Source organism: Ruminococcus hominis, assembly GCF_014287355.1.
GTDB lineage: Bacteria > Bacillota > Clostridia > Lachnospirales > Lachnospiraceae > Schaedlerella > Schaedlerella hominis.
In genome coordinates, this window is sequence record NZ_JACOPE010000001.1 from 1,092,149 (window position 1) to 1,105,914 (window position 13,766).

The following is a 13,766-nucleotide window of genomic DNA, read 5'->3' on the forward strand; positions in this document are numbered from 1 at the left end:
AAACAGAGTGCACTCTTGAATTTTCTTTTTAATCGTATTATAATCGACTAAAGATAGAAAGCTTGATATTGGAATGGAGGAACTACAGATGGATAAGAAAAATATTGATTGGGAGAATCTTGGATTTGGATATGTTCAGACAGAGAAGCGTTATGTTTCAAACTTCAAAGATGGAAAATGGGATGATGGAGTCCTGACAGAGGATGCGAACATCGTTCTGAATGAATGTGCAGGAGTACTTCAGTATGCACAGACAGTATTTGAAGGCATGAAAGCATATACAACAGAAGATGGACGAATTGTTGTATTTCGCCCTGATTTGAATGCAAAACGTATGGTTGATTCTGCGAAGAGACTCGAGATGCCTCCGTTCCCAGAAGAGAGATTTGTAGATGCGATTGAAAAGGTTGTTAAGGCAAATGCTGAATATGTACCACCATACGGTTCAGGAGCAACTCTGTATTTAAGACCTTATATGTTTGGAAGTAATCCGGTTATCGGAGTAAAACCTGCAAATGAGTATCAGTTCCGTATTTTTGCGACACCGGTAGGACCATACTTCAAAGGTGGAGCAAAACCTGTAACAATCTGTATTTCAGATTTTGACCGTGCTGCACCGCATGGAACAGGACATATCAAGGCTGGATTGAACTATGCTATGAGCCTGCATGCAATTGTAACAGCTCATGCAAATGGATTTGATGAGAACATGTATCTTGATTCTGCTACAAGAACAAAAGTAGAAGAGACAGGTGGAGCAAACTTCATTTTTGTAACAAAAGATAATAAAGTTGTAACTCCTCATTCAAATACAATTCTTCCATCTATTACAAGACGTTCTCTGATGTATATTGCAGAGCATTATCTTGGACTTGAAGTAGAAGAAAGAGATGTATATGTAGAAGAACTGAAAGATTTTGCAGAGTGTGGTCTGTGTGGAACAGCAGCCGTTATCTCACCGGTAGGTAAAGTTGTTGATCACGGAAAAGAAATCTGTTTCCCAAGCGGAATGGAGAAGATGGGACCAATCACTCAGAAATTGTATGATACATTGACAGGTATCCAGATGGGACGTATCGAAGCTCCGGAAGGATGGCTGAAAGTAATCGAATAATTTGGATAATATTTCAGATATAATTTGAAAAAAATAGCCTGTAAAGTATTTGTAAGGTGGATAAAAGAGGGTGCATTCACAAAAAATGTGAATTGCATCTTCTTTTTTTGACAAGGCTGTTTACAAGCATTTTACAGAATGATATGATAAAATGAAATGGAATTTTAGAATGGAAGTAAAGCAGTAATGAAAAGGTGTATATATACCCTTGCTTTTTTCTGTATGCTTTGTTTTGGATGGATGTTGAATCCCTTGACGGTGCATGCGGAGATTGCATCAGACCGGGCGTTTGATGGAGCAGTGTGGGAGAAGATTATAGAGGATGATACAGAGGCGGCAGAGGGCGTCGTACAATCTATGTGTGTGACAGATTATTACATCATTATGATGGAGAATGTTGCAGAGGATGGAACGACACCGGATATTATAAAAGCATATTACCGGTATGACCATGACGAGAATGGACAGCCTGTTGAACGGTATTCCCTTGCAAAACGTGTGCAGGATATGTGTTATGAACATTGTAACGGAATGGCATTTAACCCAAATACGCGGGAAATCGTGGTTGCGTTGTACACAAGCTATAATGCGGAAAACCGAGGCTGTGTTTTTTTGCTGGATGCGGATACATTGGAATTCAAAGGCCGGATGAAGATTTCAGATGATTATAATATACTCGGAATCGGTTATGATCAAACGGAGGATTGTTATTATATTCAGACAAATGCAGATGGTGGATATACATTTAAAAAGCTGGACAGTCAGTTTCAGATTGTAGATGATTACGGAACGATGGAAGGCTATTCTAAGGGAACAAATTTTCAGGATCTTTGTGTAAGCGGAGATTATATCATTAATTTACCCTTGACCTTAAATATGGGAATCGGTGATTATATTAACATGTATTCTATCTCCAGAAGAGTGATGGTGTCGGATACACAGATGAATTTCAATTTTGAAGGAGTAAGTGCAGATGAACCGGAAAGTATCTGTGAATTAGAACCTGGATTATTTGCGGTAACAGTGACGCAGTCATATGCAGACGGAAGAAGAACTGTGGCGGTCTATAAGACGATGGTTCCTTATAATTTTCCGGCAGCAGATATACAAAAGAGTACAGAGCCGATAAGTGAAGATGTGAGTACACCGGAAATAGTGGCAAGTGAAAAACAAGAAGATCAGCATGTTATCTCAACACCTGTAAAGCAAAAGATATCAAGCCTTGCGAAGTTAAAAAGCAAGATCAAGCTGCCATCAGTAAAACAGGTTTTGAAGGTTGTATTATTGCTTGTGGTTGCAATTGTTATATTCCTTGCATTTTATATGCGGCTTATTGCCATCAGACGGGAACGTCAGCGCAAGCTGGAAAAGGCAAGAAGAGAGCGAAAAGCAATCAGAGAGAAATACGAGGACGAAGAAAGAAGAATATATTGATAAACGAGGTAGAAGATGGAAGCATATACAAGTTTTGCAGTAGTGTATGATACGTTCATGGATAATGTGCCTTATGAAGAATGGGGAGAATATTTACATGGATTGTTATTGGAATATGGGGTGGAAGACGGGCTGGTTTTGGACCTTGGATGCGGAACCGGAACAATGACTGAAATTTTAGCTTCAAAGGGCTATGATATGACCGGAGTAGATTTTTCGGAAGAAATGTTAGATATTGCAATGCAGAAACGCACGAAGAGTGGACATGATATATTATATCTGATGCAGGATATGCGGGAATTTGAATTATATGGAACAGTCAGAGCCATTGTAAGCGTTTGTGATTCTATGAATTATCTTACAGAAGATGGTGATTTGGAGCAGGTGTTCAGACTTGCCAATAATTATCTGGATCCGGGCGGATTATTTATTTTTGATATGAATACAGAATATAAATATCGCGAAATGCTGGGGGACCAGACAATCGCAGAAGAACGTGAGAATTGTAGTTTTATTTGGGACAACTATTATTACGAGGAAGAAAAGATCAATGAATATCAGTTATCTTTGTTTGTGGAAGACCCGGTTTTAAGTGAAAAGACGGGACAGGATATTTGCAGAAAATTTCAAGAGATGCACTATCAGAGAGCATACAGTCTCGCAGAAGTAAAGGCAGCATTGGAAGTGGCAGGGATGGAGTTTATTGCGGCTTACGATGCATTTACAAGGAATCCGGTGCATCAGGAAAGTGAGCGTATGTATATCATTGCGAGAGAACAGGGAAAGTAAGAGAGGAGAATAGATATGTCAGATTATATAGTAAGAGCAACAGCGGCAAATACACAGATTCGTGCATTTGCTGCATCAACAACAGAATTGGTAGAGGAGGCACGCAAGCGTCATCAGACAAGTCCGGTTGCGACAGCAGCGCTGGGACGTCTGCTTACAGCCGGTGTTATGATGGGAAGTATGATGAAGAATGACAGTGATGTATTGACATTACAGATTCAGTGTGGCGGTGAGATTGGAGGAATGACGGTGACTGCAGACAGTCACGGAGATGTAAAAGGATATGTGAATAATCCGGATGTTATGCTGCCGCCAAAGAATGGCAAGCTGGATGTTGGAGGCGCATTGGGACCGGGATTTTTGAATGTAATCAAAGATATGGGACTAAAAGAGCCATATTCAGGACAGACTATGCTTCAGACAGGTGAGATTGCAGAAGATCTGACATATTATTTTGCAACATCAGAGCAGGTACCATCATCTGTCGGTTTGGGTGTTTTGATGGAGAAAGACAATACAGTGCGCTGCGCAGGTGGATTTATTGTACAGGTAATGCCATTTGTAGATGATGAGGTTCTTGATAAATTAGAGGCCAATATCCAGAAGATTCAATCTGTAACAGCGATGCTTGATAATGGACATACTCCGGAAGAGATGCTGAATCAGGTTTTGGAAGGGCTGGATGTAGAGATTACAGATACGCTTCCTGCTAAATTTAACTGTAATTGCTCAAAGGATAGAATTGAAAAAGCAATTATCAGCATTGGTAAAAAGGAAATACAGGCTATGATCGATGATGATAAACCGATTGAAGTGAAGTGTCATTTCTGTAATACAGCGTATAAATTTGAAGTGGAAGAGTTAAAAAAGCTGCTTAAGAAGGCAACGAGATAACACGATTAATATCATGACAATGAAAGTTCTAAGTGAAGAGAACCGGATAAGAAACAGGAGTGATGAAAGATGAAACAGGGATTTGTAAAGGTTGCAGCCGTAACACCAAATCTTCAGGTTGCAGATGTAGAGTACAATACAGGAAAAATTTGTGAGGCAATTGATGCAGCTTACGAGAACAGAGCGAAAGTGGTTGTTTTTCCGGAGCTGTGTATTACAGGGTATACGTGTAGTGATCTGTTTTTGCAGGATATATTGTTGGAAGAGTCAAAAAAGGCATTATTAAAAATAGCAAAATATACAAGAGACAAGGATATGCTGATTTTTGTCGGAATGCCGCTTATGCAGGATGGAAAGCTCTACAATGTGGCAGCAGCCTTAAATAAGGGAGATATTTTAGGATTTACTACAAAAACATTTCTTCCAAATTATGGTGAATTTTATGAAATGCGTCAATTTACACCGGGACCAAAAGAAGCCAGATGGATTTTGTTTGAGGGAAATAAAGTTCCGTTTGGTCCGCAGATTTTGTTTGAATGTACAACGATGCCAAATCTTGTAGTTTCAGCTGAAATATGTGAAGATGTATGGGCTCCTATGCCGCCTAGTATTCAGGCTGCATTAGGAGGAGCAACACTTATAGTGAACTGTTCAGCCAGTGATGAGACGATTGGTAAGAGCAGTTATAGAAGAGAGCTGATCAAAGGACAGTCAGCACGTCTGCTTGCCGGATATATTTATGCCAATGCGGGAGAGGGCGAGTCAACAACAGATCTTGTGTTTGGCGGACATAATATTATTGCCGAGAATGGTTCTATATTGAGAGAATCAAGAAGATTTGTGAATAGAGCAATTTATTCGGAGATTGATATCAATCGTCTGGTCGGTGAGAGACGTAAGAATACAACATTTCAGATAAATGATGTACCAGGGCTGATACGCGTTCCTTTTTATCTTGAGATGGAGAAGACCTATCTTACAAGAAAATTTTCAAAACATCCATTTGTGCCATATAACGAGCGTGAGAAGGCAAGAAGATGTGAGGAAATTTTAAATATCCAGGCAATGGGATTGAAAAAACGTCTTGCACATACACATGCGAAGACAGCGGTAGTTGGAATATCGGGCGGCTTGGATTCTACGCTTGCATTGATTGTAACGGCAAGAGCATTTGATATGCTAAAGAAAGATAAAAAGCAGATTATAGCGGTTACAATGCCTTGTTTTGGAACAACAGACCGCACCTATCAGAATGCCTGCAAGATGTCGAAACAACTTGGAGCAACGCTTATAGAAGTGCCAATCGCAGAGGCAGTGAATATTCATTTCCGTGATATCGGACACGATCCGAAGGATCACAGTGTAACATATGAGAATGGACAGGCGAGAGAGCGTACACAGGTCTTGATGGATATTGCAAATAAAGATGGCGGTATGGTTATCGGTACAGGTGATTTGTCAGAGCTGGCGCTTGGATGGGCAACATACAATGGTGATCATATGTCTATGTATGGGGTAAATGCTTCGATTCCAAAGACACTGGTAAGACATCTTGTACAGTATGCGGCGGATACGACAGTAGATAAAGAGTTAAAGCAAGTACTTTATGATGTGCTGGATACACCGGTAAGTCCGGAATTATTGCCTCCGAAAGACGGGAATATCGCACAGAAGACAGAAGACTTGGTCGGACCATATGAATTACATGATTTTTATTTGTATTATTTACTTCGTTTTGGGTTTGAACCAAGCAAGATTTTCCGTCTTGCAAAATATACATTTGAAGATACATATGATGATGTTACAATTTTGAAATGGCTGGAGACATTCTGTAAAAGATTTTTTGCACAGCAGTTTAAACGTTCATGCCTTCCGGATGGACCAAAAGTAGGTAGTGTAGCATTATCTCCGAGAGGAGACTGGAGAATGCCAAGTGATGCCTGCGTAGCAGTGTGGCTGAAGGATTTGGAGAATATTTCGTTGTCAGATATTTAAAAGAATAAGTTGTTAGCTGTGAAGAGTTTTTCTTCGCAGACAGACAATAAAGAAAAGAGGCAGGATATCCGTTGAACGGACAACCTGCCTCTTTTCTCTTTAGGTGTTGAAATAAGTATAGCTGTAAAAATAGCAAAATTGATTTTGGAAGATAAATCTTATAAAAATTAAAGTGAAATACGTGTACCAGTTACTCCATTGATACCATCTTTTGCTTTTTCAAGCAATGTGATCAATGCCTGACGACCAGGTTTTGATTCTGCAAAGTCAACCGCAGCCTGAACTTTTGGAAGCATAGAACCAGGAGCGAAGTGACCTTCTTCCATGTACTGTTTTGCTTCCTCAACTGTCATATGATCAATCCATTTTTCATCTGGTTTTCCATAGTTTACAGCAACTTTTTCTACAGCTGTAAGGATGATGAGGAAGTCAGCGTCCAGATTTTTAGCCATCAGACAGCTTGCGAAGTCTTTATCGATAACTGCGCTGGCACCTTTTAAGTGATTTCCCTGCAATGTAACAGGAATACCGCCACCACCACAAGCGATAACAAGTTCACCTGCATTAACCATGTTACGGATTGTTCCAATTTCAACGATTTCCTGTGGCTTTGGAGAAGCAACAACACGGCGATATCCACGTCCTGCATCCTCTTTCATGATATAGTTATATTTCTCAGCCATCTCATCAGCCTGTTCTTTTGTTAAGAAACGTCCGATTGGTTTTGATGGATTTTCGAAAGCCGGATCATTTTCATCTACACGAACCTGTGTGATCATTGTAGCAACCGGAATATCTGTGATTCCACGATTTAACAATTCTTCACGTAATGCATTCTGCAAGTCATAACCGATGTAAGCCTGGCTCATCGCAACACAAACAGAAAGTGGTGTGTTAGGCTGTTTTTCATCTTCATGAGTTAAAGCGAGCATAGCATTATTAATCATACCAACCTGTGGTCCGTTGCCATGTGCAACAACAACTTCACAGCCTTCTTCAATCAGATCAACGATTGCACGAGCTGTAATTTTAACTGCTGCCATCTGCTCTGGAAGTGTATTGCCAAGAGCATTTCCCCCGAGAGCAATGACAATTCTCTTCTTTTTAGACATTTTATATTCCTCCAAATGAAATTTTTGTTTTTAAAACCAGAAGCGAAACAGGTTCGCTTCTGGTTCGTTATAAGACTATGTTTAATTTGTGCTTAAAATCTTATTCGAAAATTCTAGGGCATCCTCTTTCTTCCAGTTTTTTCAAGATCTCTGTTGGATTCTCGAATTTAGCAAGGAAGATCATAGCTGCGATGATATATGGTTTGAAGCTAGCTTCTTTGTAAAGTGGATCTCTGTAACGATCGAATACAGAAGCATCTACTTCACCTTCTTCACAGCTTACGCCTGAGATATCAGCTGGCAGACAGTGCATGTAAAGAGCTTTTCCGTCTTTTGTTGTAGCCATAAGCTCTTCTGTACAAGCCCAATCTTTGTGCTCTGCGTTCTGAGCAAGAAGTTCTTTCTCAAGTTCTTTGATACCTTCTGTATCACCATTTCCGTATAGTTCTGTACGTTTTTCCATAGCTGCGAATGGAGCCCAGCTCTTTGGATATACGATATCAGCATCTTTGAAAGCTTCTGCCATGTTGTTTGTTTTTGTGAATGATCCGCCTGATTTTTTAGCGTTTTCTTCAGCAACTTTTTCTACATCTTCGAATACTTCGTATCCTTCTGGATGAGCAAGAACAACATCCATTCCGAAACGTGTCATAAGTCCGATGATTCCCTGTGGAACTGAAAGTGGTTTACCATAAGATGGAGAGTAAGCCCATGTCATAGCAAGTTTTTTACCTTTCAAATTCTCAACTCCGCCGAACTCGTGGATGATGTGAAGCATATCAGCCATTGCCTGTGTTGGGTGGTCGATATCGCACTGAAGGTTAACAAGTGTAGGTTTCTGCTCTAAGATACCGTCTTTGTTTCCCTGTGTTACAGCGTCAACAACTTCATGCATATATTTGTTACCTTTTCCGATGTACATATCATCACGGATACCGATTACATCAGCCATGAAAGAAATCATGTTAGCTGTTTCACGAACTGTTTCACCGTGAGCAACCTGAGATTTTCCTTCGTCAAGATCCTGAACTTCAAGACCTAACAGGTTACAAGCAGAAGCGAAAGAGAAACGTGTACGTGTAGAGTTATCACGGAATAAAGAGATTCCAAGTCCGCTTTCAAATACTTTTGTAGAGATGTTGTTTTCTCTCATGTAACGAAGAGCGTCAGCTACTGTAAATACAGCTTCGATTTCGTCGTCTGTTTTCTCCCATGTTAAGAAGAAATCACCATTGTACATCTCTTTGAAGTTTAATGCGTTTAATTTGTCAATATATCCCTGTAATTTTGCGTCCATTATAAAATCCTCCTAATAATTGTTTTTTAATACTTGTTTTAATGGATGGCGTCCGGCAGACCAGACGCCTGAATTGGTTTTGAGTATATAATGCTAAGCTCAATGCAATTTCGCTAAGCGATAAGGTGACACGCTCGAACATCGACTCGGAAGGACCTCGTCTGATGTCGAGGTGTGAATAATTGCTAAGCTCAAAAATACTTCGCTAAGCAATTATTTCACATATGATTTTGGAAGAGCAGCGTAAACTGCAGCACATGTAACAAGATCCTGTTTCCATGTCTTCTCGTTTGGTGCGTGAGCCTGAGCCTCTGCTCCAGGTCCGAATCCGATACAAGGGATTCCGTTACGTCCCATGATAGATACACCGTTTGTAGAGAATGTCCATTTATCTGTTAATGGACGAGCCTGTCTCATCTCAAGTGTCTCTTCAGCACCGATACGTGCATCTCCGTAAAGTCCTGTATAAGCTTCTTCAAGAGCTTTTGTTACAGCATGGTCTTTTGGAATAGCCCATGTTGGGAAGTAGCACTCGATTTCATATACACATCCTGTGTAAGAAGGACGGTCATAGTTGTACATAGAAACTGTTACGTCATCACCGTATTTCTGTACGCTAGGTAAAGCACGGATCTCATCTAAGCAGCTTTCCCATGTCTCTCCGAATGTCATACGACGGTCAAGAGATACTGAGCAAGAGTCAGCTACTGCACAACGGCTTGGAGATGTGTAGAAAATCTGAGATGTTGTAACTGTACCACGTCCAAGGAAACGAGCTTCTTCGTAATCTTTGTTGTATTTAGGATCAAGCATTTTAACAAGACCTTTGATTTCTGTTCCGTCTTCAGCGTCGTTCTCATTCAAAGCACGGATATCCTGGAGAATGTCAGCCATTTTGTAAATAGCATTGTCTCCACGCTCTGGAGCAGAACCATGGCAAGAAACACCTTTAACGTCAACACGGATTTCCATACGTCCACGCTGTCCACGGTAGATACCACCATCTGTAGGCTCTGTAGAAACTACAAATTCAGGACGAACTTTGTCTTCGTTGATGATGTACTGCCAGCAAAGACCATCACAGTCTTCTTCCTGAACTGTACCAACAACCATTACTTTGTATCCTTCTGGAATAAGATTCTGTTCTTTCATGATCTTAGCACCATAAACAGCTGATACGATACCGCCACACTGATCAGATACTCCACGTCCACCGATCTCTGTCTCTGTCTCGTATCCTTCATATGGATCGAATGTCCAGTTATCGATGTTACCAATACCTACTGTATCAATATGAGCATCAAATGCGATGATCTTGTCGCCTGTTCCCATGTATCCGATTACATTTCCCTGAGGATCGATCTGAACTTCATCAAATCCTACTTTTTTCATCTCAGCAGCGATAGTGTCGATATGAGCTTTCTCATCACAGCTTTCTCCTGGGTTTTTTACGATTGCACGTAAGAATGCAGTCATTTCTTTCTCATATCCCTGTGCAGCCTCTTTGATTTTGTTTAAATCCATTTTTAAAAATCCTCCTTTTTAAAATATAAATTAATGTTTTCCTATTATATAAGTCTTAGTAGACTTATTTTTCATTTCCATCCCAAACGATTGATTCATAACGTTCTGGGTCTGTGTTACCTTCTGTAGAGAAGAGTAATACTTTTGAGTTTTCATCTAATCCAAGATGTTCTCTTAATTCTTTGTACTCATCCATCATCATGATGCAAGCAAGTGTTCCGAATGGAGCAGCTCCTGATTCACCAGATGTGACCGGTTTGTCTCCTTTGATAGGAGCAGCAAGCATACGCATACCTTTAGCAGCAACCCAGTCAGGAGTAGCAATGAATGTATCTACATGGTTTTTCAAAATATCCCATGAAATTGTGTTTGGTTCACCACAAGCAAGACCAGCCATGATAGTAACCATATCGCCGTCTACGATCTGGATACTTCCGTCACCAACAGAAGCACCTTTGTAAAGACATGCAGCAGCTTCAGCTTCTACAACAACAACTTTCGGTGGATTTTCTGGATATCTGTTAGCGAAGTAACCCTGAACAGCACCGGCAAGTGATCCAACACCAGCCTGGATAAATACGTGTGTAGGACGCTCGCATCCATAATCCTGAAGCTGATCATAAGCCTCCATAGCCATTGTTCCATATCCCTGCATGATCCAAGCTGGAATTTCTTCGTATCCGTCCCAAGCTGTATCCTGAACCATGATTCCGTTCTCTGTCTTCATAGCCATGTCATTTGCCATACGAACACATTCATCGTAGTTGTATTCTTCGATAGTAGCTGTAGCACCCTCAGCAAGAATGTTGTTCAGTCGTGTCTGTGTTGTTCCCTTTGGCATTAAGACAACTGCTTTCTGTCCAAGCTTGTTTGCAGCCCATGCAACTCCACGTCCGTGGTTGCCATCTGTAGCTGTAAAGAATGTAGCTTGTCCGAACTCTTCTTTAAGAGCATCAGAAGTAAGTACATTATAAGGAAGTTCTGAAACATCTTTGCCTGTCTGCTGTGCAATGTAACGAGCCATTGCAAATGAACCTCCGAGTACTTTGAAAGCGTTCAGTCCAAAACGATAAGATTCATCTTTGATGTACACTTCGCCAAGACCGAGCATGTCAGCCATCTTATCTAATTTAGTAAGTGGTGTTACTGTGTACTGTGGAAAACTTTCATGGAAAGCACGAGCTTTTTTGACTTCGTCCAGACTCATGATTTTCAGGTTTTCATCGTTTGTCTTTGGCATCTTATTGACTGCCCATTTGATTGATTCCATTTGGAATAACCTCCTTTTATATTTTTAATTTTATTTTTGGGTTCCTATTGTTATTTGTTAGCCGCATCCATATAATTATAGAGAGTAAACTTTGAAATGCCTAATAGGGAAGCAACTTTGTCTCCGGATTTTGTGATAAGAAAAGCACCCGCATTATTTAAAAATTGTACAACCTTAACTTTGTCGTCTTTGTTCATTGCTGCGACAGGTTTGCCGACAAGCGCAAGAGCCTGTTCAATTAAAGAATCAAGTAGTTCATTCACATTGTGGGTGATTTTCTGCGGCTGTGCGAGTCCGCCATCAGAAGTTCCGTCCCCTCCTTCCAACTCCAATTCAGATTCTGTTGTGATCAGAGAGTGAAGAGCATTTTCTACTGTTAATAAAGAAGTAATATCGTAGTTTAAAGCAAAGATATATTCGATATTGTTATCGTCACCACGAACATACATTGTACTGGACTTTAAAATCTGTCCGCTTTCTGTCTTAGTTAAATAAGAAAGTCTGTCGTGAATCTTAGATGGATCCCTTTTTAGTGTCTCAAGAACAATGCGTGAAGGTCCGTCGCCAACCTGGCGGCCTGAGATAGAACCATTCTCTACACATACAATAGAATGTTCAATCTCACGTTTGGTTAAGTCGTGGATGACAATTTCACAATTACTACCGAAGTGAACCGCAAGTCCATGACTAATCTGTTTTAATAAGTCAAGCCTTTTACCCATGAATCTGTAACTCCTTTCTTTAGCACGAAAATGTCTTATCGTTTATTTGCTTCTGAATCCATCATAGCATAAAAAAAATGAAAATCAATACTTTTCTAAAAATTTTTTAGATATCTTAATTTTTTTAAGAATTTTGTTGCATTTAAGGGGGCGTTATGGTATCATATTACAAAGAAAGTGGTTCAGAAATGTAATTTATTGTGCGAAAATTACAAAAAAATCAGACAAATTAAACAGTTGAAAAAACTGAAAAAAAGAAAAGGAGAGATGCATATGTTGATTATTGGTAATGGTAGAGTAGTCACAAGAGATTCCGCTAATCCTTATATTGAAAGTGGAGCCGTAGCAATTGAGGGGACACAGATTAAGAAGGTAGGAGATCTTGAGACTCTTAAGAAAGAATTCCCGGATGCAGAGTTTATTGATGCGAAAGGAAAGATTATCATGCCGGCATTTGTTAATGCACATGAACATATTTATAGTGCATTTGCAAGAGGTATGTCAGTCAACGGATATGATCCGAAGGGATTTTTAGATATTTTAGATGGTATGTGGTGGACGATCGACAGAAACCTTACATTAAATGATACTTATTTAAGTGCGATGGCTACTTATATTGATTGTATTAAGAATGGTGTTACTACAATTTTTGATCATCATGCAAGTTTTGGCTCTATCGAAGGTTCTTTGTTCGAGATTGAGAGAGCAGCAAAAGAAACAGGAGTCCGTTCATGTCTTTGCTATGAGATTTCTGACAGAGATGGTATGGATAAGGCAAGAGCATCTGTTAAAGAGAATGCTGATTTTATCCGCCACGCATTAAAAGATGATACAGGCATGATCGCAGGTATGATGGGTATGCATGCACAGTTTACAATCTCTGATGAGACAATGGAACTGGCTGCTGCTAACAAACCGGATGGAGTTGGATATCACATCCACGTTGCAGAAGGTATTGAAGATTTACATCATTGTCTGAAGCATTATGGCAAACGTATCGTAGATCGTCTTATGGATCACGGCATTCTGGGAGAGAAAACTCTTCTTGGACATTGTATTTATGTAAATGAGCATGAGATGGATCTGATCAAAGATACAAATACAATGGTAGTTCACAATCCGGAATCTAACATGGGTAATGCATGTGGATGCCCTCCGACAATGCATATCGTACACAAAGGTATTCTGACAGGTCTTGGAACAGATGGATACACACATGATATGACAGAATCTTATAAGGTAGCGAATGTGTTGCATAAACATCATTTGTGTGATGCAAATGCAGCATGGTCAGAAGTACCACAGATGCTTTTTGAAGGAAATGTACAGATTGCAGAACGTTACTTCCCACAGAAGCTGGGCGTATTAAAAGAAGGCGCAGCAGCAGATGTGATCGTTGTAGACTATATTCCACCAACACCATTACATGCAGGTAATGTAAACAGCCATGTTCTGTTTGGTATGACAGGAAGAGATGTTGTTACAACAGTAGCGAATGGTAAAGTATTAATGAAAGATCGTGAACTGTTGAACATCGATGCAGAAAAAGTACTTGCTGATTGCAGACAGGCAGCTGGAGCGCTTGCTGATAGAATCAACTCAAGATAGTTAGGAA

The 13,766-nt window shown here is 40.1% G+C and carries 11 protein-coding genes; 6 read left to right on the forward strand and 5 right to left on the reverse strand.

The genetic code is table 11. The features are described from left to right. Nucleotides 1-88: 88 nt before the first annotated feature. From H8S40_RS04755 to H8S40_RS04775, 5 genes are all read left to right on the forward strand, one after another. On the forward strand, nt 89-1,114 hold the full coding sequence (locus H8S40_RS04755; protein WP_022074449.1) for a branched-chain amino acid aminotransferase: 1,026 nt from the start codon (nt 89-91) through the stop codon (nt 1,112-1,114). 186 nt (nt 1,115-1,300) lie between these two features. Further along, complete coding sequence (locus H8S40_RS04760) at nt 1,301-2,548, forward strand: hypothetical protein (protein ID WP_186864694.1); 1,248 nt, start codon at nt 1,301-1,303, stop codon at nt 2,546-2,548. A 15-nt stretch (nt 2,549-2,563) separates the two neighbouring features. Further along, nucleotides 2,564-3,337, forward strand: a complete 774-nt coding sequence (locus H8S40_RS04765) for a class I SAM-dependent DNA methyltransferase (protein ID WP_118724851.1) — start codon at nt 2,564-2,566, stop codon at nt 3,335-3,337. Nucleotides 3,338-3,352: 15 nt separating this feature from the next. After that, the gene (gene hslO / locus H8S40_RS04770; RefSeq protein ID WP_186864695.1) at nt 3,353-4,231 is read left to right on the forward strand and encodes an Hsp33 family molecular chaperone HslO; all 879 of its coding nucleotides are present in this window, start codon (nt 3,353-3,355) and stop codon (nt 4,229-4,231) included. Between the two features lie 69 nt (nt 4,232-4,300). Beyond that, a complete protein-coding gene (locus H8S40_RS04775) occupies nt 4,301-6,226 on the forward strand; it encodes an NAD(+) synthase (protein WP_186864696.1) in 1,926 nt (641 codons plus the stop codon). Between the two features lie 167 nt (nt 6,227-6,393). On the opposite strand, the gene arcC is transcribed toward H8S40_RS04775, so the two are convergent. The 5 genes from arcC to H8S40_RS04800 all read right to left on the reverse strand — a co-directional run bounded on the left by arcC (nt 6,394) and on the right by H8S40_RS04800 (nt 12,151). Further along, entirely contained in the window at nt 6,394-7,338 is a 945-nt protein-coding gene (arcC, locus tag H8S40_RS04780; RefSeq protein WP_022074454.1) for a carbamate kinase, read from the reverse strand. 100 nt (nt 7,339-7,438) lie between these two features. After that, a complete protein-coding gene (ygeW, locus tag H8S40_RS04785; protein ID WP_118737766.1) occupies nt 7,439-8,635 on the reverse strand; it encodes a knotted carbamoyltransferase YgeW in 1,197 nt (398 codons plus the stop codon). Nucleotides 8,636-8,848: 213 nt separating this feature from the next. Beyond that, nucleotides 8,849-10,159 (reverse strand): YgeY family selenium metabolism-linked hydrolase, encoded by a 1,311-nt coding sequence (locus H8S40_RS04790; RefSeq protein ID WP_022074754.1) that lies wholly within the window; start codon nt 10,157-10,159, stop codon nt 8,849-8,851. Between the two features lie 64 nt (nt 10,160-10,223). Continuing rightward, a complete protein-coding gene (gene dpaL / locus H8S40_RS04795; protein WP_022074753.1) occupies nt 10,224-11,429 on the reverse strand; it encodes a diaminopropionate ammonia-lyase in 1,206 nt (401 codons plus the stop codon). 50 nt (nt 11,430-11,479) lie between these two features. Then, entirely contained in the window at nt 11,480-12,151 is a 672-nt protein-coding gene (locus H8S40_RS04800) for a helix-turn-helix transcriptional regulator (protein ID WP_186864697.1), read from the reverse strand. Between the two features lie 273 nt (nt 12,152-12,424). Between H8S40_RS04800 and ssnA the strand changes: the two genes are divergently transcribed. Beyond that, nucleotides 12,425-13,759 carry a putative aminohydrolase SsnA gene (ssnA, locus tag H8S40_RS04805; RefSeq protein ID WP_186864698.1) on the forward strand — a complete coding sequence of 445 codons (1,335 nt, stop codon included), beginning with the start codon at nt 12,425-12,427 and terminating at the stop codon, nt 13,757-13,759. Nucleotides 13,760-13,766 lie beyond the last annotated feature (7 nt).